The following is a 22,327-nucleotide window of genomic DNA, read 5'->3' as shown; positions in this document are numbered from 1 at the left end:
CCATAATTAGAAATCTAATTAAAATAAATAACTCTTAAATGTCAAGCGGCCTTTTATTTAAATAATCAGCGCTTAAAAGCAGTAATTTTTCCACAGTGTTAAAGTCGGGATTATCGAGAACTTGCTCTAAAAGGTAATTTAAAATTTCCCCTATCACGAGTCCTTCCGAAAGCCCGAACCGTTTTTGCAGATCTGTGCCATTAACAGCTAAGTCTTTTAGTCCAAAGGCTCTGCATTTAGCCAGCTCGGCCTCGACTTTTAGCTTGAATTCATCGATACTGTCAGTTGTTTGTCCCATTCCCTGCGCAATTGTATCAGCTCTGCGAAGTTCTATTAAATCAAAAATCAGGTCGGTTCCCACGCGATGAATCAATCGCCTAATTCCTTTATCACCGGCATTTTCGCTAAACATATGCTTGTCTATAAGAAGGCAAACCTGCTTTATAGTTTCGTTTGAATAACGCAGTCTTTTCAACGCCTGCTCAGCCAGCCTGCCGCCAAGCTTATCGTGATTATAAAATGTTGCGCCGTTTTCCACTATCTGTTTGGCGGCTGGTTTTCCAACATCATGGAACAATCCGGCTAATCTCACTTTCAAATCTAAAGGCAAAGCATCAACTGTATGAAGAGTATGCTCAAAAACATCCCAGCGATGGTAGCCTCCGGGCTGGTCAATTCCTACTGTTTGAGCAAGTTCCGGCAGAATATGTTCAAGCAAGCCGGTTTGGTTCATTAATCGAAATCCGATAGACGGTTTTTCAGCAAGCTCTAATAATTTATTCAACTCCTCTGCAATTCGTTCGGGAGATACTGTCTCAATTAGGTTAACTTGTTTAATCATAGACGTTAAGGTATTGCTCTCAACCGTAAGATTAAACCGCGCGGCAAACTGGATGCCTCGGATTATACGCAAGGGGTCATCAATGAAACCGGAATCGAAAACCATCCTTAGTATTTTATTATCAAGATCATCTCTTCCCCCAAACGGGTCGATTATTTCACCGCCGGGAAATTCCTTAGCCATAGCATTTATTGTAAAATCGCGCCGGCTGAGGTCTTTTTCAATTGGCAGGGTATAATCGAAATCAACATCAAAATCGCGATGGCCAGCGCCGGTTGAGCTTTCTTTTCTCGGAAGTGAAATGTCGTAAACGGATTCAGATTTGAATGGCTTAAATTTTATTACGCCAAACGATTGTCCGACAAGGTTAATAGTACCGAAACGTCTTAGTATTTTTTTCAGGTCAGATAAGAGGATTCCGCAAACAATAAAATCGATATCTTTGGAGTTTTCAATATTTAGAAGCTGATCTCGTACCGGGCCGCCTACAGTATATATTTTACCGCCATTGCTATTTATGGTTTTTGCCAGGTTTTCAAGTAAGCCCAATATTGCCTCGCCTATTTTTCAGAATAATAATTATATAGACTCAGTGTGTTATAGTTGTTCCGGCATTTCCCTTAACAGCCTCATAAGCTTTCTCAATCGAACTGATAACAACTTTTTCACCGCCCGCTTTTAGAAATTCGATAGCGGCTTCGATTTTCGGTCCCATGCTTCCGGGCGGAAAATGCCCCTCAGCTAAAAACTTTTCAGCTTCAGCTAATGACATATTATCAAGATTTTCCTGATTTGGCTTGCTGTAATTTATGGATACTTTTTCAACAGATGTCAAAATAATCAGCAGCTGAGCGCCTATATCTTTAGCCATTACTGATGCCGCTCGGTCTTTATCTATAACGGCATCGATACCCTTGTATGCTCCCTGGCTTTTTATAACCGGTATCCCTCCACCGCCTGAGGCAATAACAATAATACCAGTATCAACAAGCTGTTTAATGATATTATTTTCGACAATATGAAGCGGTTTTGGCGAGGCGATTACACGTCTTAATCTGCCATCTCCCGGGAAAGGCTTCATTTTCCACCCAAATTCCCTTTGCAGCAGCTTAGCCTTTTCAGGTTCATAAAACTGACCGATGAATTTAGTGGGGTCTTTGAAATCGTTATCGTTCTCATCTACCATAACTTGGGTAATAATTGTTGAAATATCTTTATGAATGCCGTTTTGATTAAGCTTATTCCTTAATACCTGCTCGAGCATATAACCCATTCCGCCCTGAAGGTCGGCGACGCATATATAAATTGGCAGTTCGGGGGCTTTTCCGCGAGCCAATTCTACTCGTAAAACTGCGTTGCCCACCTGAGGACCATTACCATGAGTTACAGCTAAATTATAGTCATCCTCGATTAGTTTGATAATTCCATCTAAACTTATGCCGGTATTAATAAATTGATTCGGTATTGTATCCTCGCGGTCTTTACTGGTAATTGCGTTTCCGCCTAACGCCACAACTGCCACTTTCTTAGCCATTTCTAACCACCCGTTAAATTATTTATTAACAATCAGGTTTCACCGTAAATTTGAATATTAATAAATTGAATATAAAAAACAAACTATTTTACATAAAAATATAGGAAAAGAAAAGAATATCGCAATCATCTACATGGCTAATGGTAAAAACGGGAAAAAGGGGGCAAGGAAGTGGTGATGCTGCTGAAAAGATGGAGTGATCCCGTGAAAGGTTGATTCTTCTGCCAGAACTGCCGGAAGTAACTTCCGACAGCACAAAAATACCCAGTATTCTCAATTAGTTCCTGATATTGTTTATATTATTGTCGATGAAATTAAATGTTTATTTCTAATAGCAAAATTGATTTTATAAATAATCAGAGCTAAGACTCCCTGCAATGATTTTTTCAACAAACCCCTTCACGTGAGCAGCATCGATTATAATGTTATCCAAAGGGCTGGACAGTAGTGAAAAAAGCATATCTAAAATGGCAGGCTCTTATATATCTCGCCTATGAATTGCCGCTCAAAATCATCCAGCGCTTTTCGACCGTCAGGAGTATCAATTCCTATAATACGGATGAAGGCAACATCGTTTGGCCTAAACGTAAACGAGCTTAACATAAGATAAAATTTAAAAACATAATCATTGGAGGTATCCCCATATCTTGTAACATACCAAAAATCCATACATTGCCTGTTTTGAGCGTTCTGTATGACGAATCTACTGGCGGGAATAACCCTATTGCCCAGATTAATAGTATTTTCTGTCGTATTTATAATAGCCCATCCGGAGCCCGGCATACAATTTCGGGGCGAGTGTACTCCCCGCGCGGAATTCTTGCCGGCGAAATAATCAAAGAATAACTGTATCTGCTGACCGTTTCTACTGGTGAAAGTTGCCGAGAAAATATTATCTGGTTTCAAAGCATCAACAAGGAAATCAGGAACGACATCATTTTCCCCTATCCAGTTGCCTGCCCGCATCGGAAACCTTTCAAAATCGGCAGGATGTGAACTATCGGGTTTAAAATACCGCAATATTGTAGTAAACACAAATACTGCCATCAGTACGGTAAAAAATGTTATGAACGTTTTCCGGGCCATTTTAATAGCGCTCCTAAAATTAATAAAACAATCATAGCAAAAACAAACACCAGCATCCCTGATAATTCATGCAGAAAATCCTCGGCAAGTTCTGTGCTTATGGCATAAGCGCCGATGGCGGTAAACAACAATCTGAAAACATTACCTGCAATTGCGATAGGGACAGCAGAAATAAATATGATAATCGGCCTGACTTTTCCCGGCAAAGCAAGATTGCCATAAAGCGCGCCAAGCGCCAAAAGCGTCGATAAACTTCTAAGGCCGCTGCAAGCCTCGGTAACCTCAAGCGCATATTCGGGAAGGTAAATAATATTGCCCTGCCTTAATGAGGGCACACCTATTATATGTAAAATGAAGCTGGCAGCTTTACTGGCAAAAAGCTGCATCGGCAGAGTTGCCGAATAATAGATAATTGCCGGTATGGGAATCATAAACAGTAAGAAGAAGAAGGCAAACCAGACTTTCTTGAAATTGCTTAGCCCAAGATAATACAATGATATTCCGGTGATGATTAAAACCATCGAGCATCTGGCAGTAAAATATTCACCTGCGGCCGCGCCGAATATCGTCCCGATACAGCCAATTGCGAATAGAATAGTTCCTAAGTTTGAGTGTTTTGCGGGGAATATCAGCTCGTTTCTTTTTCGGTAGAATAAATAAATCGAAATCGGTATTATTAAAAATCCATGGGAATAATTATCATCATATAGCCAATCTTTTACCAAGTCTATTAGTACGGGAATACTGAATAACAGCGCTGCAAATATTAAAATGTATGGGAATTTATGGTTTTTCAGATGGGGAATAATAGCAGCGCTCTTTATTTTCATCAAATGCTCCTTACCGATTACAATCGGAAAATAAGAGATTATATTCATGATTACAACGATTTATTCATATATATTTCTTGGCTCTGAGCAAAATTGCCGGATGGATAGAACATAGTTCTGCCAGATTGTTGACTAAAGCGGCAAATTCCTCTTGTTACCAGGCGCCGCTTGGCAACAAGAGGGCGTATCCGCCTCAGGCGGACGCCCCTATGCGTTACGTTTAGATAAAATTCAACTCATTATAGAATTTCCAACAAAGCAGCAACAATCCCTCTTACTGCCAAGCACGTAGTGTCCCTGCAGTCAGACTGTTCTATGCGGCTGTTGTTCTGTTGGCCGCCTATTTCGACTTCTTCAACAAATTCACCAACGCCGGCAAAAACAGTATCGAGGTTATAAAACAAGCGGCCACACCCAGAACAAGCAATGAGCCAAGACTTGCAAATCCTCTATATTTGGCAATCATCAATGAGCCAAAGCCGGCGATAGTAGTAAGCGAAGTTAGAAGGATTGCCTTGCCGGTGCTGCTTAAAACCTCCTTAGTTCGATACCAGCCCTCGATGCGATAACGATGCATCAAATGTACGCCGTCATCGATACCTATCCCGATAATCATCGGTATAGCCATGATATTAACATAGGTAAGAGGCAATCCAAGCATCGATAATAACCCTATCATCCAGACAGCGCCAACAATCAGCGGTATCATTGTAATCATTGCCAGCTTTATCCGGCGGAAATCGAGCCAGAGCAAAAGGAAGACCATAATTAGAGCCAGTATGCATGCATTTTTACCATCCCTGCCGACTAATTTGAATAATCGCAGCATTAACGGAGGCATACCGGTAATTTTTTCGCTGATTCTCTGCATCTGACCATTAAAACGCTTCAAAAACTCAAAATCCCAAACCTGTTCTTTGGGAAAGATAGTAATAAGGAATTCATTTTTATCTTTATTAATAAATCGATTGCGAATATCTGCCGGAAGGTTTTCCAATGTTATCCTGCTGGTGTCCGCCATATTAACCGCCATAGCCTGCATTACGGGTATATATTTCTTCTGAAAAAGGTTTAAACCCTTTAACGCTTGGCCGCCATTTTGATTTATTTGCATTATAAGCTTTTGAATTATGCTTTCACTGGAATCATCATCCGGATTGCCTGCAATCCGACTGCACTTATTTTCGACTTTATCCTGTCCGCCTATAAACGCCATTTGCCCAAGCTCATAAATATTCATATCCAAGCGGTCTAATTGCTCAATCAAACGCGGAACATCGATTACTTTCATTGGCATCTCGCTATGAGCGTTTTCAAGCTGATTTATAAGCTGAATGACTGATGGTATCCGCTTGTCTTGTTCCTTTGTCGATGGCAAGTAATTTGAAATGCTTTCAACTGCGCTAACCGATGACGTTTGTTTAGCGCGTTTGGCAATTTGTCCGGCTTCATCGGTAGAGGCCGCTGTAACCATAACAAAATCCGGGCTCATGTCGAAAGCGACCAGCATCGAATCCTGAAGAGTTACCGATGGTATGCCTGCCGGTTCCAAATCTAAAATGTTGTAACTAAACTTGGAATCCAAAGCGAAAAACAGCATTATTATACTTATAATTATCGCAATGGCCAGAATTGTTTTTGGGCGATGTTCAATTATACCGCCGGTTTTGCCAAGAAAAGGAAACTCAACATTCTTGAGGGGTCGCGGTTCTTTTGCTCGATGTTTGGCTATTTTTGCTATGATTTTTTCGCGCATTATTAACAACGATGGCAATGTCAAGATGGTGCTGATCATGACTGTCATAAGTCCCACTCCCAGCACCAATCCCATTTCCTTAATACCTCTCGTCTCTGAAATCATAAGAGTGAAAAAAGCAATCGAGCTTGTAAGCGCCCCCGTTAAAATGCCGGAACCCGATCGAGAAAGTGTATAAGTTGCAGCATCGGCAACATTATCGCCGACAGCCCGCCGTTCATAATAAAGCGATATGATATGAATCGAAAAATCAATGCCCAAGCCGATTAATACTACCGCAAACATCGAGGTCATAATATTTAGCGAATCGATAAACACGGCTATCATGCCGCTGGCTAAGATAATCCCTAATACCAGATTTATACCCGCTAATAGCGGCGCAGCAATCAATCGAAATGAGAAAATAAGTAATAAGAGTACCAATATAAAGGCTATTACTGATGTGATTTGCATATCTTTTTCCGAATAAACCATTTCATCGCGCATAAGCGGAACTGTGCCGGTCAAGCCTGCTTTTATTTGAGGATAATCTTTCAATGTATTATCTATAATCGCCTGGATTGAATCTGTCGAAGCAACAGAGGATTCTATATCGGTAATACTAAAAGTCGGCTCTATCGTTATAAGAAGCATCCTCTTATCGGGCGAGATAAAATACGGGTCTCCCAGAAGCATTCTTTCGACAGCAAGGTTTGCCAATGAATCAGGGATAGTATTCTCATCATTGATGTATCGCGTCATCGTCTCGACCCAAAACCGGATACCATCAAGACTTCTTACGGCATCATCTTCTTTTTCCTTATCCGACAGGCTTTCATCATCGCCTATATAAACATCCTCGAAATTATCGTTAGTATGAGTCAGGTATTCAATAAGATTAAAATCATCGAATAGCTTATTATCAACCATCTTCCTCAAGTCTTTGCTCTTGACTAACATCAAGCCATGCGACCTGAGGAAATCCTCTTCTATTTTATAATCAACTCTCTTTACATATTTCGTCATCGATTTAATCTTGGGCGCGATATCATCCGCGAAACTCTTCATGCGATTTTCCTGTCCCATGACGACAATAATTGAATTTGTAGTGCTTGTATATTCAGTCTGAATTTTATTAAACTCCTGGACCATTGGATCGCTTAACGGCATTAAATCAGACCAGCGCATCTTCAGCGTTAATCTCGATGCTGAAAATATTGCAGCAACAGCTAATAACAACATAACCGCTACTATCAATCCCGAATGCCGGAAAGAAAACTCACCCCAGGCTGTTAATAATTTTTCTCGCATAATGCTGCTCCTTTATCGCCTTCTCGAAACCGAGTTAAAAATGTACTTTAAACCTTCGTGGTTGGTGTACGTCCCCGTGCACCAACATACACGCCTGCAGTCGGAAGAGTACATTTGCCAAATACAATAAATCATAACACTGTTACTCTTGTTGCCAAACGCTGCTTGGCAACAAGAGAGCGTATCCGCCTCAGGCGGACGCCCCTACGCGTTACGGTTATATAAATTTCAATATCATTATAGAAATTCCAACAAATAATCATTTGTCAATAACCTAAGGGCGTATGCAATACGCCCCTACGCGCAAGGCTCATGCAATAAACGTGTAAATAATTTACTAACATAATACTCATTAAAAATATATCCTGAATCTTACCGTACCGCTGATCCCCTGACCGTTTGAGTATGCTTTTTCATCATCGCCGATGTTGTAATTTATTAAAGCATTCAAATCAACATTCTCATATATGCTGTATTGAAACGCCGGTACTATACCAAAGCTTTTATCGGAAAGACTTATGATTACCGAATTATCAAGCTGAATAAGATCGGTTAGAGGATAGCTGAAATATAAATACAAATTGTCCTTTGATATTGTTCTGCTTTCGGTGAGAAAATATCTCATCCAGTCATTAATATCATATTGATGATAATCATCTTGGCCAAGCTCATTGTAATAGTATTCAGCCATCAGATAGGCACCGTTATCCAAAGTATAATCAATACCGATTAACGCCTCCCAAAAATCAGAATGGGATTTCATTGTATTGTAGCCGTATTCTCCCCAGATTCCCAAGCCAAACAACTCGCCTACTAAATCGCCGCCATATAATCTTCGCTTTTGCTCGGACATTTGATATGTGATAAAATCAGAAAGCAGCCACTGTTTTTCGATATAGGTCATCGAATAATCGAAATGAGACAGCTTGCCTTTAAAGCTTATCATCTTGCCCGAATTATTCCAAGCCTGCTCCGGTAGTCCGATAAACATGACGCTATAGCGTGAGGAGGCGGCGAAATCTATTCTGACTGCGTTGTGTCCCGATTGTTCATAGGTCGGATCGATGATATTTTTAGAATTAAACAGATCTGTCGGATTCCAGGCATAGCCGGTTCCGGGAGATATTTGCTGTTTTCCGAGAGTGATATCAAATTTGGAAACAGCGAATTTCAGATAAGCATTGTCCAAAAATATAGTGTCATTATAGATAAAATCAAATGATCGTATAGCATCAGACGGAACTATTGATGTTATCGTCTTCGGCAGGTAATCGAGCATATTCCACTGCGTATGGCCGTGATAGGTGATGTAATCGAAATTTGCCGCAAATTTGACATTATCAATATCTGAGGACTGTAAATCCACCCGGAGCTTGCTGCTAAACAGCTGAGAGTTGCTGTCATTAATCCTGATTCCGAGATATTGAGGCTCGTAATAACCCGATAGCTCAACCGCCAGGGTATCAATTACTGATAGCAACAGCAGTAAAGTCGAAAACAGTACAACCGCTAATCGATTCATTTTTTCATGCCTCTTTCGGTAAACATATCATCAGGCAATTCTTCGTTGTAAGTTACCTGCTTATATTCCATGACTGTTTCCGAATTATCCTCCAAATTATGCATTACCATTTTCATAGCCGTTGGTATGCCTTCAATATCTTTAATATCACTCAAGACAAGGCGTTTAATATTATAATCGGAATCATCCTCATCATAATAATCAATTTGAATTGGATAGAAATTGTCTTTCCGCACCCGCATCACCTGCTTTGAATAACCGGATTCAACCTCAGGCTTTTTCAACAGCTTGATAATATAACAGTCCGTTCCCTCGATTTTCTCATCGCCAATAAGTTCCGACCTGAAATCGGTAATCCAGGCATCGCCGGACCCCATATCCTCATAGGAAAAATCGCTGCCCTGCATTTTCTGCTTTTTGGCATGAGCAGCCAGCTTGCGAACCCTGTTGGTTTTCGGGAAATATGCCCAGATGTCATCGGCGTTGTTAAGCATTAATATCGTTTGACCTTTGACCCTGGCAGGCGAAAGATACTTCATCAGGTTTTTCTCGCCGGAGTTTTTACTGTATGCTTCATATTCGAATGTTCGTTCTTTGCCGGAGGAGGTTGTAATTGTCATTGTCAAAACCGATTTTACATATTCCTGGTTTATGAGGTTGTTTATTTTATCAACAATTTCATCGGCGGTAAGCTCTTGCGTAATGGCGGCATTAAAAAGCAAACCAATAATGCAAAGAGTTTTTATGACGATTTTATAATACATGAAAACCTCCTGAGTTTATGTTTGTAATTGTTACAGACAATATAATTATCATTTCACAATGCCCTTAAGAAAAATATCAAGATTTGTTTCGCTGACATTTTTCAAGTTGAAAACTGCTGGATCGATAATCCATTGCAGAAGCAAACCATCAATTGAGGCTAAAAATGCCGAGGCAGTCTCTAAAGTATTTATTTTTCTAAACTGACCAGCTTTAATACCATCTTCAAGAACTTGCATTAATTCCTGCCTGAATTCATTATAAAGTTCCTTAAGATTAATAATCCCTTTACCGCTATAGCCCTGATTCCTGATTCCCTCAGCCCAGAAATCAATGAAAATAGAGGCTGTTTCAACAGTAAATTTGGTCAGACCAGAAAAGATGATTTTATTCATGGCTTTAATCTTATCCACAGGCGGTCTAGTTTTTTGTAGTTCATTAATAAATTCCTTATTCATCTCTCTAAGCATATAGTTGAAAGTCTCTATGAAAATCTCATCCCGGCTGCGAAAATATTCGTATATGGTGCCTTTGCCAATTCCGGCCTCATAAGCAATATCAGCTATTTTGGCGTTTTTTACCCCTTTTTCACTGAAAACTTTAATAGCCGCTAAGAGTATCGTCTGTTTTTTCTTCGATTTATCGATTTTTCTTGGCGTCATTTATAAAAGCTTCTTTATTGTTGACCGATTGTTCGGTCAACATAATATCTAAAATGTGTTCTGTTGTCAATAGAAAAAATCGAAGGAACTCTCAAAAATTCTTGCAATTGAAACCACCGACCCTTTTACTGTGAGAGGTAAAGTAGGCAAATCGGTTGCCAAGACTATTTAGGAGTTAGTCCATCGTGTTAAAATCAAATTACATACCAAGAAACGGAAGAAATAACTAAGGGATTATCTAAAATCATTATAATTTGATTTGGTTTAATATATGTAATGCTGGAGGAAAATGACCGGATGCATGAGCTTAGCATTGCCATGGAAATTATTACATTAGTAGAAAATGAGATAGCAAAGCACAATTTAAGGGGCGTAGCTGAGATCAATATCCGTCTTGGCGCCCTAACCGGTGTTGACCCGGAAGCCTTATCGTTCGGTTTCGAAGCGGCGACTATTGATACTCCTCTGGCTGGCACCAAATTGGTTATCAAGCGGATACCCGTAAAGGGGAAATGCCGCTCGTGTGAGCAAGCTTTTAGTGTAAATGATTTTATTTTCCGGTGTCCCTATTGCGATTCGGCAGATATCGAGGTAATTCAGGGAGAGGAACTAAATATAGATTACCTGGTGGAGACATAATTATAATGGTTCGATTTAATGATGCATATAAATCAAAGATAATTTCACGGAAAAGTGAAAAAGAGTGCCAATGCAATGCGCCCCTACGCTTTGATGTATACAAAGTTAAATTTATTGCTAAAAAATCAACTGCAAAATCCGGGTTAAATGTTATTTCAATAAAACGGCAATTTTTGTCTATCCGACTTGATGGACGAGACTAAAGCTCTTTTGAAAAAGGATTTACATGAATAAAAAAATAATAATTGAGAAAAAAGTTTTATCAGAAAATGACCGGCTGGCAGCAGAGATACGTTTAAAACTTCACGAGAAAAATGTTGTTTCGCTTAATCTTGTCAGTTCTCCGGGTTCGGGGAAAACCAGTTTGTTGGAAAAAACATTGAAGACACTGAGCGGCAGATTGAAAATGGCGCTAATTGCCGGAGATGTACAAACGGATAATGATGCTCTGCGCCTTTCCAAAGCTGGCGGGAAAATCGTAAGGCCGATTATTACCGGCGGAGCCTGCCATCTTGATGCCCGAATGGTTGGCAAGGCGCTCAATGGAATTAACCTTGATGATGTTGATATGCTGTTCATCGAAAATGTCGGCAATCTGGTTTGTCCGGCAAGCTATGATCTGGGTGAGGATATGAAAGTTGTGCTGATAAGCACTGCTGAAGGAGATGATAAACCCGTGAAATATCCGGCGATGTTTCGTCGCTCAGCGGTGTTGATAATAAATAAAACCGATTTGCTGGGTTTCTCGGATTTCGATATGGGACGGGTAAAGAAAAACGCCCTGAGTATTAACCCTGATTTTAAAATATTCGAGTTGTCCTGTCGAACAGGAGAAGGCCTTGAAAAATGGTATGATTGGCTTACGACTCTAAGTACAGAAAGTTTATAAATGACCGAAACATAAATGACTATAAATAAAGGAGAGGATATGAGTTCTTTTACTTATAACGGTGCTGCTTATAAAGTAGATCCGTATAATTTTTTAGAAGATTTTAATCAATGGGATGAAAATTTTGCTGAGGGAATGGCATTACAGCTTGAAATCCCAAATGGCTTAACAGAAAAACACTGGAATATTATTCATTTCATTCGTGATACATTTAGAAAAACAGGTAAATGTCCCTTGATTTATGTAGCCTGTAGACAGAATAAACTTCACCTAAAACAACTTAAAGAACTCTTTCCTTCCGGTTATCAAAGGGGTGTCTGTAAAATTGCAGGCATCACATATAAGGAAGGTTATCTCAGCTATACAGCATTGCCAACACCCTCTGAAGCTGTTGCTCCAACCGCAAAAGGAAAAACCTATACTGATACTACACCATCTGTAGAAGAAAAAACCTATACTATTGATGTCCGCGGATTTCTTGTTGACCCTGAGGCATGGGATGAGAACTATGCCTTATATAGAGCTTATGATATGAAAATACCCAAGGGAGAGCTAACTGAAAAGCACTGGCAAATCATCCATTTTCTTAGAGACTATCACAATCAATATAAAACGGTTCCAACCATTTACGAGACCTGTGAAGCAAATAATATCGAGCTGGATGAGCTTGAGCGTCTGTTCCCGGATGGCTACCATCGCGGCGCTGTAAAAATCGCCGGTTTGAGAGGAAGGTAATTTCCCGGCAATGCGCAGGAAATAAAAATCCATCTTTTAAAAGGTGGATTTTTCAGTCTAAATAAAATATCAGCAGTTACGCTTTTCGTCTTCATCATTAAACTGCGCTTCTTCCCATTTATCGCCTAAAATCGATTCAGCTTCCCTGTCAGCCTCGAAAACGTATTTTTTGGGCACAATCAAGGTATAATTGCTATCAACCGATTGAAATGAAGCTGGTCTGCAATGTATGCTCTTTCCGGCATTTACCGAGCTGTCTATAATAACAGCGGGAATGTCTTTAGCTCGCAGCCCGCTTAAAAGCATGTCGGCATACCGAGACGATGCTAACAGGGCAATCGGAACCCAATCCTCGTTAACAACCTCATCATCATAATAGTTTAACATAATTTCAATGGTAAGCGAATCAACTAACCTCTCGTTGCAATCAGGACAGATATCAATATCATCCTCATACTCACAGCGGCATCTTGGGCAATACGGCATGCTCAATAATCCTTATATCGTTGTGATTGAGTTTGATTGTAGTGATTAAAAGATATCATCTTGAATTCCCGCAAATATTTAGACGAAATCAAAGAGATGTAAATTTACCGGCTAACAATATAAATTTCGCATCATCTATGATTACGTTGTTTAATAAAAAAAGATTCGAAATTATGTTGAACATTAAGCGTTAAGAACACACTCCTAACCCATCTCAAGAGGGGAATAATAGTCGTCCGGAAATCCGCCGCGGCGGACTGACGACGCATTAGCTGCGCTGTCGGGTGCCCCTGCCCGACAGCATAATAATAATTGCTGCCATAATAAAATTCCAACCTGCCTGCCGGCGGGCATGACGGCAAAATCCGGGATTTGAAATTACCGATAAAAACACAGATTAATTTGTTTATTAACATTAAAATCATTAAAGCAATACTTCAAATCGTTTTCTATTTGACAGGCTTTCAATATAAACCTATCTTGCTTTAAGATATGGAGGTAACGTTTGGCGAAGAAAAACCATTTTTATTATAAAAATCCGTTCTGGAATAAGCTCGAAACCGAGGTTCTTCCGTTTGTTTCAAAACCGGGACGATATATCGGCAACGAGCTTAATGCGGTTATTAAAGACCATGACGATAAGTTCAAGGTTGCCTTGGCATTTCCTGATATATACGAAATTGGCATGAGCTATCTCGGTCAGCAGATATTATATCATATAATAAATAGCCGTCCGGATTGCGCCGCCGAACGCGTTTTCCAAGTCTGGCCGGATATGGAAGATGTGCTGCGTGAACAAAAACTTCCCTTATTTTCATTAGAAACCTCGACACCGCTGGCCGACTTTGATTTTATTGGTTTTTCGGTTACATATGAACTTCATGCGCCGGGCATACTCAATGTACTCGATCTTGCCGGCATTCCGCTCAAATCAGCCGAACGTGATGACAACTGCCCGATTATTGGCGCTGGCGGCCCGGCTATTATAAACCCTGAACCATTAGCTGATTTCTTTGACTTTATGTATCTTGGCGATGCCGAGGAATCAATCAATGAAATAATCAATTGCCTGATTAAAAACAAAGATGAAAAAAGGGAACGCAAATTATCAGAGCTTGCTCAAATCGAAGGTGTATATATTCCATCATTTTACAAAGCCGAATATGAGAATAACAGGTTCAAGGCGATTATACCAATAAACAAACACGCCAAGGAAAAAATCAAAATCCGGTCATGTATTCCATTAAAAAATGATTATTATCCCAATAAGCCTATTGTACCGTTTATAGAAACGACTCACGACCGTTTATCGGTTGAGATAATGCGGGGCTGCGTATCGGGATGCCGTTTTTGCCAGGCAGGATTTCAATACCGTCCTCAGCGTCCCCGCAAGGAGGCTGAAATTTACGCTCAGATTCGAGATGGGATTAAATCTACCGGTTATGATGAGATCACTTTGTTATCATTATCCTCAACCGATTATCCCAATCTCGAACAGCTTGTAGCCGGCATCATGCCGTTTCTTCAGCAGAATCGTCTGTCGCTTTCATTGCCGTCGCTTCGTCCCGGTTCGCTTTCTCGAACTATGCTGGAATATCTCAAGAGTCAGAGAAAGGCAGGCATCACTTTTGCGCCGGAGGCAGGGACTCAGCGTTTGCGGGATGTTATGGGGAAAAACATTACAGAGGATGAAATAACGGACGGCATAAGAGCGGTTTTTGAAAACGAATGGACGCTGGTTAAGCTGTATTTCATGATTGGGGTGCCCACCGAAACCGACAGCGATATCGATGGCATAATCGATACTATTAAAAAACTTTCAGGAATGGCTCGTTCGATGGGCGGTAAAAAGAACATAAATGTTACAATCTCGCCATTTTCTCCAAAACCGGGCACTCCCTGGCAATGGGAGGAACAGATTAACGCTCAACGGATTGCTGAGATTTATAATAAGTTGTCGGATGGAGTAAGAAAACGTAATGTCTCATTGAAATTACGAAACCCAAACCTCTCGACGCTTGAGGGGATTCTATGCCGCGGTGATAGAAGAATGTCGGATGTCATCAAGCAGGTTTATAACAGCGGCGCTCGTCTTGATGGCTGGAGCGAACATTTCAGTTATGACAGATGGGAAAAGGCTCTTGCGGACAATGGCTTTAGTATCGATGATCTCTTGCAGGCTCGAATAGCCAGCCTGACTTTGCCTTGGGAACATATAAAAAAGGGCATCTCAAAAAAATTCCTTCTTGATGAAAGAGAAAGATCATTAAAAGGAAAACTCCTGCCAGGTAAAGCATCTCATGATATTGATAAGAAAGACAGCCTGTCCGGCGAATTTGGTCGACGGCTTAAAAAACGAATTGTTCAATCTGCAGTTCCCACAAAAACGAAAATACGCATAAAGTATTCTCGCGATGAAAGACTCCGTTTTTATTCGCATCTCGATATAATGAGGATGTTTAATCGCGCTATAAAGAGAGCCGGTTTGCCTGTTAGCTACAGCCAGGGGTTTCATCCACACATGAAAATGTCTTTCGGACCGCCATTGGCAATGGGTTATATGTCTGAGGCTGAATATTTGGATATTCAACTTGATTCCCCTTTTGAAAAAAATCATCTGTCCAAGCTTAGTGAAAACCTACCGCCGGGAATTGAGATTACCGCTACTAAATTGATATTCACTAAAACTGATTCGCTGACTAAAATTATCAATTGCGCTTCCTATCGGATTGACTTTGAAAATGGCGGTGATGATATTCGGGAAAAAATAGACAATCTTCAAGAGAATAAAGAATTGATTGTCGTAAGAACAAAGAATGACGAATCGAAGGAACACTCGGTTGGAAGCTTCCTTCATGAATTATCATATACTGACGGCGTATTTGAGATGCTTTTAGGGTTTATGCCTGGTGGTTATATCAAGCCGAATGAGGTATTAATTTATGGTCTCGGCTTTTCGATGCGGGATTCTCAATCGCTTGTTTATAATCGGACAGGTCAATATTACCTTCGGGGTGTACATAAAATCGAACCATTGGATTTAGTATAAAATGACCTCAATAGCCCGAACAGTTGCCTGCAAAGCATTAATAGATTGGGAAAAAACTAAAAGCGACCCGCACTTGATTATCGCTAAACAATCTCAATGTATTAAAAGGTCCGAGGATGCGGCTTTTACTCGCGAATTATTTTTTGGCGTCATCAAATTCAAAAAGAAGGTTGATTATTTTTATCGGCAATATGCATCTATAAAAAGTACCGATTTAGAATTAAGACAGATATTGCGTCTCGGCTACTACCAGCTAATTCAAACTCCTAATATTCCCGATTATGCAGTGGTATCAGAAACCGTAGATCTGGCAAAGCAGTTTATTTCTTTGCATAAAGTCGGGTTTGTAAATGCGGTAATGAGAGCTTACCTTCGCAAACCCGACAAAGTAAAATTTCCCAACCCTCAGCAGAATCCGGTAAAATTTTTAGGTATTGAATACTCATATCCGGATTGGTTAGTGAAAAGATATTTAAATAGATTTGGCTATAATGAAACAGTGGATATTTTAAAATGGGGCAACACTCCCCCGGACTTCTGTTTTTTTATAAACAGATATTTATCTTTGGAAAACAATATAGAATTACAATTATCTAAATCAAATATTCAGTTTGAGAAATCGGAATTATTTGAGGGATATTACAAATGTTTTAATCCTTATAAACTTTTAAGATCCAAGCTTTTTCAGAAGGGGCTTATAGTTATTAGCGACCCGGCTCAGAGTATCTCTCCCTCGATTCTGGCGGTTCCCAAGGGCGAGACAGCGCTTGATCTTTTCGCCGCTCCCGGCGGTAAAACCGCAGTCTTAGCGGGAATGGCTGATCGCGATGGCTGCATTATTGCCGTTGATAATTCCCTGAAACGCCTAAAGATATTAAAGGAAAATATCTTGCGATGGCGATTAAATAATACTTTTATTATATGTGGAAATGTGCTAAAATTTGCCTCTGGAAATAAGTTCAGATATATCTTAGCGGATGTTCCCTGCAGCGGTACCGGCACAATTAGACGGAATGCCGATTTACGCTGGAATCTGAATGAGAAGAGAATTAAGAGAAATTCGGAAAAGCAAATGCTATTGATTGAACAAGCCGCCAAAATGCTGTCATCAAAGGGCAGATTAGTTTATTCAACCTGCAGTATAGAAACTGAAGAAAATTTTGAAATAATCGATAATTTTTTAAAACAAAACAATGACTTTCGCTTAAAACATTTAGACAGTTTTAAAAATTTCGAGCGCCAGCCAGGCATATATGAGGTAATACCTCATCAGCATAAATCCGATGGAGCTTTTGCGGCGGTAATTGAGAAAAAATAAGGGAGAATTTACATCAAAAATGGGTTTTAATATCATTGCAAGCAAATGGAAATATATTTTAGTTGCCCTATTTGTATTTATCGGCGGTATTGCAGTTCTGATACTGTTAATGGATAAAGCCGTTATGCCTATATTAACCCGCCATGGAGATGAGTGTCTTGTGCCTGATATAACTTACATGTCGAAGCAAGCGGCAGAAATCAAGCTTAAGGAATCCGACCTTAAAATGGTTGAGGCTCAAAAAGAGTTTAATGCGCAATATCCGAAAAGTACGATAATTGCCCAATTGCCGGAGCCTGGCGCAACCGTTAAAAGAGGCATGACCATTAGAGCAACAGTATCCAAAGGCGCTGCCTCAGCTACTGTTCCTGCGCTCAGGGGAGTTACGCTTCGGGAAGCCAAACTGCTTCTTGAAAGGGAAGGACTTGTTATGGGAGACTTGTTATGGTTTGCCGATGAAGTATTACCCGATGGCGTGATTGTCGAATCTCGGCCTGATGCCGGTACTGTTATGAAATTAAATGCTGAAGTTCAACTTGTAGTAAACCGTAAACAAACCGATATATTAGTAAAAGTGCCCGATTTTGTTGGCTTGGATTTCTCGGAAACTGAAATACTTGCAGAGGAAAATTATCTGATAATTGGGGATGTCAGCTACAAGGTTGATGACCGCATGCTGCCTGAAACGGTGCTCTTTCAATCGGTAACGCCTGATTCTGAGGTGCCAAAATGGACTATAGTTAATTTAACTATTTCCCAATTGGAGTAGGTGATGACATACAAAAATGCAAAATCCGGAAAGGTTATGATTGCCCCATCCGCACTTGCTGCCGATTTTGGTTATCTGGCGGAGGAAATTGCCAAAGTCGAGAAAGCAGGAGCTGATTTGATTCATCTTGATGTTATGGATGGCCATTTCGTTTCTAATATCACTTTTGGTCCCGGACTGGTCAAGGCTGTTCGCAAAACAACTAAACTTCCGCTTGATGTTCACCTGATGATTGAAAACCCCGAACGCTATATCCCGGAGTTTGCCAAGGCGGGGGCAAATATAATCACGGTACATTTCGAAACCTGCAATCACCTTCACCGCACTATATATTCTATCAAAGAACTCGGTATCAAAGCGGGCGTAAGTTTAAACCCTCATACGCCGCCGTTTTTAATCGATGAGATATTAAACGATATAGACCTCATTTTAATAATGAGTGTCAACCCCGGTTTTGGTGGTCAATCATTTATTGAGAAGTCGTTGACTAAAATAAAAGCGGTCAGAAGTATGATTGACGAAGCAAAATGTGATTGTCTTATAGAAGTCGATGGCGGCATAAATGATATTACCGGCCAGATGTGTCGTGAAGCCGGCGTAGATATTCTGGCAGCCGGCAGTTATATTTTCGGGGCTTCAGATTATAACGAGGCGATACAATCGCTGCGGGAATAATAAGCAATATGACACCCCTGATATGTAAGGACATTGTCAGGCTGAAGGCTTAGCCTTATAAAGCTAATTACCCTGATATGTCTTCTGGGGATAGGCGTTCAAGATAAGCCCGGCAATCTTGTCGATTTCGAGATTAGCGCTGTTGATTATCAAATCATAAGCAGAATAATCATTAATGTCTCTGTCGAAATGCTTTTTAATGAATTTTTTTCGCTGCTGGTCGTTTGCCTCGATTTCTTCTTTGGCTTGTTCGGAATTTAGCTTACGGCGTTTTACAAGCGAATCGATACGGAATTGGTAATCGGCCACAATCCTGACATTAAACGCATTTTTATTTCCCACAATGAAATTTGCTCCCCGACCTACAATAATAGTTTTGCCATGATGAGTTATTGCACCGATAATTTTAATCAGGCTTCGATTGTAATCGGATGAATCGACAATTCGTCCTCGAAATATGCCATCAACCCACAACTCAAAATTCGAGCGGTCAGCCTCATCAAGGGTTTCCACTAAACGTTTCTGGGTGCCGATTTCCTGGCTGATTTGATCGATAATTTCGCGATTAATAACGGCAAAACCGGTAAGTTCTGCCAGCCTTTGCGCAATGATGCTTCCCCCCGAACCTCTCTGACGGGAAATAGTAATAATAGGTCCGGGTTTTAATGGTTTAGTTTCATCCTCAACCGGATGCTTTTTATCGAGTTCCCATTTTTTTATCTGCTGATCGATTATTACTTCAATATGCTTCATAATTCCCTTCCTATTGTAGAGTTTAATACAGGTATCTTAGTAATAAAATTAAGATAATTTGATGCATCAGTCAATAGAAATCTTTTTCAGGAACTTACTTGAGGTTTCACAACAGGTATACGTTCAGGCATGCCAAATCTTGTGGTTGCCATACATCCCCGCACATCATAAACAGCTAAATATAATGAGTTGATATACGTCCCCGTGCGCCAACATAGTGGTTGGTGTACGTCCTCGTGCGCCAACATACATCTAACTTAGTGGTTGGCGTACGTCCTCGTGCGCCAACATACAGTTAAGCTTAATCGCATCCCGGAGAAACGCTATACTAACCCGGACTTATTACTCACTCGAATCTTTGTAATGCTCATTAAGCTCGGCAGTAATTTTATCTTCATCCAGCCCTTTTTCTTTTGCCAATTCACCTAATGTTGCCCATACCGGTTCACCGCACTGAAGACAAAAGATGCCTTTTTTCATCAGCAAACGATTTATGCCGGGATAGTTTTCCAATAACTCTTCCACCGTATCTGAAGCTTTAATCATGAATTAATCCTACTCTATAAGTTTATTGCCGTCAAATTTTTCTTTTACTATTGGCATTCCGGTTTTGAAATCAAATAATATATAGCTTATGGAGATTCCAGCTAAATATAAAACCAAGTTAGTGAATGGCCTGAAAATCTGCGGATTTTCCATAGATTTAAACGCCTGCAAGTCAAATCCATTATCCATTATAATCAATATCTCAAAGTCGTCCGCATGAAAATCATTGAAAATAACTGAGATATGAACTATAAATATAGCTGAGAGTATCCAGGCGAGTGTAAATTTATTGTGATTCTTTGCAATCATAATCTGCCAAAACCTGGAGGATAGTATAAATTAAACAGAAAATGTTAGCAAGCGTTTTAAGCTTATGTGGAGGTAAGATGAAAAAGGCAGTTTATTCGGACAAGGCGCCGGCTCCAATCGGCCCATATTCACAGGCTGTGATTTATGGAAATCTTGTTTTTTGTTCCGGCCAGATACCTATTAACCTTGTTACCGGAAAACTTGAAACCGGAACAATCGAGAAACAGGCTCATCAGGTATTCAAGAACTTAGCCACAGTACTTGAGGCATCAGGAAGCAGTCTGGAAAATGCTTTAAAAATAACAGTTTATTTCAAAGATTTAAAAGACTTCGAGAAGGTAAACAAGATTTACGCTGAATATTTCACCGGTGTCCTGCCAGCCAGAGCGGCTATTGAGGCTGCTAGTCTGCCAAAGAATGCGTTAATAGAGGCTGATGCCATAGCTTATATTTAGATATTGTTTAATATTATTTATATATGGAATCTGAGTAAAATTTTCACTTTATCGTGCAGTAATAATTTTTATAGGCTGTTGATATTTATTGCTTTTTATTTCAGGGCCTAACAATTTAATCATTTCAAGAACAATCTGCTTATCAAAGCCTTGTTTTTTCTCGAGAAGTTCCTGAAGCGCCCCGTAAGATGACATAGCTTTTTGATATACACGGTTAGTAGTCATTGCATCAAAAGCATCGGCAACGCCCGTTATCAGGCCGGTTAAGGGTATATCATCCTTTATTTTGCCGCCAGGATAGCCAGTTCCTATAATTCTTTCATGATGCATTAAAATGGGAAGTATGGCATTTTTGGGAAGAACCGGTATTCTGCTTGCAATATCAACGCCTAATTGTACGTGTTCTTTAATTCTTTCAAATTCGTCAGGTGTGAGATGACCAGGTTTTTTCAAAATCCGTTGGGGAATTTTACTTTTGCCAATATCGTGAAGAAACGCTCCAAGGCCAAGTTCATATAATTCATTTTTATTGAACATACCAAGTGATTTGCCAAGGGCTACACTATAAGTGGAGACATTAACGCTGTGAGAAAAAATCCTATAATCACGCGGCATAAGCTCTACGAGTTTTTTAAACCCTCCATCGTCTTTCAAGTGCAAATCAACCATATTTTCAACTATCTTGGTGGTGCGTTTCATGGTCTCGATAGAATCAGGTTTATGTATCAATTCGCGGGCGATATCCAGGCTGGTTTCGTATACTAATTGGCGTTTGACTTCAATGGCAATCTCTTTGTCATCTAAAATATTCGATAAGTTATTTTCAAGGTATCGGGTAAATTTACTGGAATCCTCAATAAGGATATACATATCCTTAACGCCATGCCCTAATAGGTTGCGGCGCACTTTATCATTAAAAGGCACATGACGACTTCGATACAAAATATAACCGCGAGGGCCTTTTAAATACAAATCTACGCCAAGGATTGTATCAACCCTTAATAAATCCAGATTCACAACTATGAATTCAGGATTATTCATACTATTATTAATCGGCTGTTCAGGTTAACAATATAGTATATACAGATTTTTTCTATTGCCGCAGAAAAGCTCTTATGAGTTTATCCTTGATGTCGTTAGAGCAATAGCATCACCGCTTAAATTGCGTATTATCCCGACAGACAACGAATTATGAAAATTACAGTTTCGCAATACAGGCAAATACAGGCGATATATTTAATGTTACTGGTTTCGGGGTTTTCGTTTCATTATTAATCAAATTTCGTCGATGTTGTCAGGATTTACTTATAAACTCAAATCACTACTGTCCGGGCTTTTGTCTGCCTTAGGCGGATGCAATAATTATGTCATTCCCACACTGCCCGCGTCATTCCCAACTTGATTGGGAATCCAGAGATTGG

21 protein-coding genes are annotated in these 22,327 nt (G+C 40.0%); 8 read left to right on the top strand and 13 right to left on the bottom strand.

Annotated features, from left to right (window positions below):
* Positions 1–34: 34 nt before the first annotated feature.
* The 8 genes from J7K40_04955 to J7K40_04920 all read right to left on the bottom strand — a co-directional run bounded on the left by J7K40_04955 (position 35) and on the right by J7K40_04920 (position 10,283).
* Positions 35–1,390 (bottom strand): HD domain-containing protein, encoded by a 1,356-nt coding sequence (locus tag J7K40_04955; GenBank protein MCD6161746.1) that lies wholly within the window; start codon positions 1,388–1,390, stop codon positions 35–37.
* 40 nt (positions 1,391–1,430) lie between these two features.
* Positions 1,431–2,375: a carbamate kinase gene (locus J7K40_04950; GenBank protein ID MCD6161745.1), complete on the bottom strand. Its 945-nt coding sequence runs from the start codon at positions 2,373–2,375 to the stop codon at positions 1,431–1,433.
* Positions 2,376–2,837: 462 nt separating this feature from the next.
* On the bottom strand, positions 2,838–3,461 hold the full coding sequence (locus tag J7K40_04945; GenBank protein MCD6161744.1) for an EpsI family protein: 624 nt from the start codon (positions 3,459–3,461) through the stop codon (positions 2,838–2,840).
* The gene (locus J7K40_04940) at positions 3,440–4,291 is read right to left on the bottom strand and encodes an exosortase/archaeosortase family protein (GenBank protein MCD6161743.1); all 852 of its coding nucleotides are present in this window, start codon (positions 4,289–4,291) and stop codon (positions 3,440–3,442) included. Before J7K40_04940 ends, J7K40_04945 begins: the two co-directional genes overlap by 22 nt.
* A gap of 340 nt (positions 4,292–4,631) precedes the next feature.
* Positions 4,632–7,337, bottom strand: a complete 2,706-nt coding sequence (locus J7K40_04935) for an MMPL family transporter (protein ID MCD6161742.1) — start codon at positions 7,335–7,337, stop codon at positions 4,632–4,634.
* Between the two features lie 352 nt (positions 7,338–7,689).
* Positions 7,690–8,859: a hypothetical protein gene (locus J7K40_04930; GenBank protein MCD6161741.1), complete on the bottom strand. Its 1,170-nt coding sequence runs from the start codon at positions 8,857–8,859 to the stop codon at positions 7,690–7,692.
* Positions 8,856–9,623 carry an outer membrane lipoprotein-sorting protein gene (locus J7K40_04925; protein ID MCD6161740.1) on the bottom strand — a complete coding sequence of 256 codons (768 nt, stop codon included), beginning with the start codon at positions 9,621–9,623 and terminating at the stop codon, positions 8,856–8,858. The genes J7K40_04930 and J7K40_04925 overlap by 4 nt, the downstream gene beginning before the upstream one ends.
* Before the next feature lie 48 nt (positions 9,624–9,671).
* Positions 9,672–10,283 (bottom strand): TetR family transcriptional regulator, encoded by a 612-nt coding sequence (locus J7K40_04920; protein MCD6161739.1) that lies wholly within the window; start codon positions 10,281–10,283, stop codon positions 9,672–9,674.
* A gap of 297 nt (positions 10,284–10,580) precedes the next feature.
* On the opposite strand from J7K40_04920, the gene hypA reads away from it, so the two are divergent.
* The 3 genes from hypA (at position 10,581) to J7K40_04905 (ending at position 12,546) form a co-directional block, all read left to right on the top strand.
* A complete protein-coding gene (hypA, locus tag J7K40_04915) occupies positions 10,581–10,922 on the top strand; it encodes a hydrogenase maturation nickel metallochaperone HypA (GenBank protein ID MCD6161738.1) in 342 nt (113 codons plus the stop codon).
* Positions 10,923–11,148: 226 nt separating this feature from the next.
* Positions 11,149–11,811 carry a hydrogenase nickel incorporation protein HypB gene (gene hypB / locus J7K40_04910; GenBank protein MCD6161737.1) on the top strand — a complete coding sequence of 221 codons (663 nt, stop codon included), beginning with the start codon at positions 11,149–11,151 and terminating at the stop codon, positions 11,809–11,811.
* Between the two features lie 39 nt (positions 11,812–11,850).
* Entirely contained in the window at positions 11,851–12,546 is a 696-nt protein-coding gene (locus J7K40_04905; protein ID MCD6161736.1) for a TusE/DsrC/DsvC family sulfur relay protein, read from the top strand.
* Positions 12,547–12,615: 69 nt separating this feature from the next.
* On the opposite strand, the gene J7K40_04900 is transcribed toward J7K40_04905, so the two are convergent.
* The gene (locus J7K40_04900) at positions 12,616–13,032 is read right to left on the bottom strand and encodes a hypothetical protein (protein ID MCD6161735.1); all 417 of its coding nucleotides are present in this window, start codon (positions 13,030–13,032) and stop codon (positions 12,616–12,618) included.
* 505 nt (positions 13,033–13,537) lie between these two features.
* Here J7K40_04900 and J7K40_04895 point away from each other — a divergent pair.
* Genes J7K40_04895 through J7K40_04880 form a run of 4 tightly spaced genes read left to right on the top strand, consistent with a single transcriptional unit; the run spans position 13,538 to position 18,843 of the window.
* Positions 13,538–16,081 carry a TIGR03960 family B12-binding radical SAM protein gene (locus tag J7K40_04895; GenBank protein ID MCD6161734.1) on the top strand — a complete coding sequence of 848 codons (2,544 nt, stop codon included), beginning with the start codon at positions 13,538–13,540 and terminating at the stop codon, positions 16,079–16,081.
* Between the two features lies 1 nt (position 16,082).
* Positions 16,083–17,399, top strand: a complete 1,317-nt coding sequence (locus tag J7K40_04890) for a hypothetical protein (GenBank protein ID MCD6161733.1) — start codon at positions 16,083–16,085, stop codon at positions 17,397–17,399.
* A complete protein-coding gene (locus J7K40_04885; GenBank protein MCD6161732.1) occupies positions 17,386–18,168 on the top strand; it encodes a PASTA domain-containing protein in 783 nt (260 codons plus the stop codon). The genes J7K40_04890 and J7K40_04885 overlap by 14 nt, the downstream gene beginning before the upstream one ends.
* Before the next feature lie 3 nt (positions 18,169–18,171).
* Positions 18,172–18,843 carry a ribulose-phosphate 3-epimerase gene (locus J7K40_04880; protein MCD6161731.1) on the top strand — a complete coding sequence of 224 codons (672 nt, stop codon included), beginning with the start codon at positions 18,172–18,174 and terminating at the stop codon, positions 18,841–18,843.
* Between the two features lie 63 nt (positions 18,844–18,906).
* Here the strand turns inward: J7K40_04880 and J7K40_04875 are convergent, their stop codons facing one another.
* The 3 genes from J7K40_04875 to J7K40_04865 form a co-directional block, all read right to left on the bottom strand.
* Positions 18,907–19,596 carry a cytidylate kinase-like family protein gene (locus tag J7K40_04875; GenBank protein MCD6161730.1) on the bottom strand — a complete coding sequence of 230 codons (690 nt, stop codon included), beginning with the start codon at positions 19,594–19,596 and terminating at the stop codon, positions 18,907–18,909.
* A 342-nt stretch (positions 19,597–19,938) separates the two neighbouring features.
* Positions 19,939–20,142 (bottom strand): DUF1858 domain-containing protein, encoded by a 204-nt coding sequence (locus J7K40_04870; protein ID MCD6161729.1) that lies wholly within the window; start codon positions 20,140–20,142, stop codon positions 19,939–19,941.
* Positions 20,143–20,151: 9 nt separating this feature from the next.
* Positions 20,152–20,451: a hypothetical protein gene (locus tag J7K40_04865; GenBank protein ID MCD6161728.1), complete on the bottom strand. Its 300-nt coding sequence runs from the start codon at positions 20,449–20,451 to the stop codon at positions 20,152–20,154.
* A 77-nt stretch (positions 20,452–20,528) separates the two neighbouring features.
* On the opposite strand from J7K40_04865, the gene J7K40_04860 reads away from it, so the two are divergent.
* Positions 20,529–20,906 (top strand): hypothetical protein, encoded by a 378-nt coding sequence (locus J7K40_04860; protein ID MCD6161727.1) that lies wholly within the window; start codon positions 20,529–20,531, stop codon positions 20,904–20,906.
* 48 nt (positions 20,907–20,954) lie between these two features.
* Here J7K40_04860 and J7K40_04855 read toward each other — a convergent pair whose 3' ends face one another.
* Positions 20,955–21,947 (bottom strand): HD domain-containing protein, encoded by a 993-nt coding sequence (locus J7K40_04855; protein ID MCD6161726.1) that lies wholly within the window; start codon positions 21,945–21,947, stop codon positions 20,955–20,957.
* Between the last annotated feature and the right edge of the window lie 380 nt (positions 21,948–22,327).

This window comes from Candidatus Zixiibacteriota bacterium, from assembly GCA_021159005.1.
In the GTDB taxonomy this organism is placed as follows: domain Bacteria; phylum Zixibacteria; class MSB-5A5; order UBA10806; family 4484-95; genus JAGGSN01.
Note: the sequence above shows the minus strand (reverse complement) of the source record. Positions and strands in the feature narration are given on the sequence as shown.

What these genes read in the sequence shown, in the direction of transcription:
- J7K40_04890 (MCD6161733.1), top strand. Translation starts at nt 16,083, where the DNA reads ATGACCTCAATAGCCCGAACAGTTGCCTGCAAAGCATTAATAGATTGG.
- hypB (MCD6161737.1), top strand. Translation starts at nt 11,149, where the DNA reads ATGAATAAAAAAATAATAATTGAGAAAAAAGTTTTATCAGAAAATGAC.
- J7K40_04945 (MCD6161744.1), bottom strand. Translation starts at nt 3,461, where the DNA reads ATGGCCCGGAAAACGTTCATAACATTTTTTACCGTACTGATGGCAGTA.
- J7K40_04900 (MCD6161735.1), bottom strand. Translation starts at nt 13,032, where the DNA reads ATGCCGTATTGCCCAAGATGCCGCTGTGAGTATGAGGATGATATTGAT.
- J7K40_04880 (MCD6161731.1), top strand. Translation starts at nt 18,172, where the DNA reads ATGACATACAAAAATGCAAAATCCGGAAAGGTTATGATTGCCCCATCC.
- J7K40_04865 (MCD6161728.1), bottom strand. Translation starts at nt 20,451, where the DNA reads ATGATTGCAAAGAATCACAATAAATTTACACTCGCCTGGATACTCTCA.
- J7K40_04940 (MCD6161743.1), bottom strand. Translation starts at nt 4,291, where the DNA reads ATGAAAATAAAGAGCGCTGCTATTATTCCCCATCTGAAAAACCATAAA.
- J7K40_04860 (MCD6161727.1), top strand. Translation starts at nt 20,529, where the DNA reads ATGAAAAAGGCAGTTTATTCGGACAAGGCGCCGGCTCCAATCGGCCCA.
- J7K40_04930 (MCD6161741.1), bottom strand. Translation starts at nt 8,859, where the DNA reads ATGAATCGATTAGCGGTTGTACTGTTTTCGACTTTACTGCTGTTGCTA.
- J7K40_04920 (MCD6161739.1), bottom strand. Translation starts at nt 10,283, where the DNA reads ATGACGCCAAGAAAAATCGATAAATCGAAGAAAAAACAGACGATACTC.
- J7K40_04950 (MCD6161745.1), bottom strand. Translation starts at nt 2,375, where the DNA reads ATGGCTAAGAAAGTGGCAGTTGTGGCGTTAGGCGGAAACGCAATTACC.
- J7K40_04905 (MCD6161736.1), top strand. Translation starts at nt 11,851, where the DNA reads ATGAGTTCTTTTACTTATAACGGTGCTGCTTATAAAGTAGATCCGTAT.
- hypA (MCD6161738.1), top strand. Translation starts at nt 10,581, where the DNA reads ATGCATGAGCTTAGCATTGCCATGGAAATTATTACATTAGTAGAAAAT.
- J7K40_04855 (MCD6161726.1), bottom strand. Translation starts at nt 21,947, where the DNA reads ATGAATAATCCTGAATTCATAGTTGTGAATCTGGATTTATTAAGGGTT.
- J7K40_04935 (MCD6161742.1), bottom strand. Translation starts at nt 7,337, where the DNA reads ATGCGAGAAAAATTATTAACAGCCTGGGGTGAGTTTTCTTTCCGGCAT.
- J7K40_04925 (MCD6161740.1), bottom strand. Translation starts at nt 9,623, where the DNA reads ATGTATTATAAAATCGTCATAAAAACTCTTTGCATTATTGGTTTGCTT.
- J7K40_04870 (MCD6161729.1), bottom strand. Translation starts at nt 20,142, where the DNA reads ATGATTAAAGCTTCAGATACGGTGGAAGAGTTATTGGAAAACTATCCC.
- J7K40_04875 (MCD6161730.1), bottom strand. Translation starts at nt 19,596, where the DNA reads ATGAAGCATATTGAAGTAATAATCGATCAGCAGATAAAAAAATGGGAA.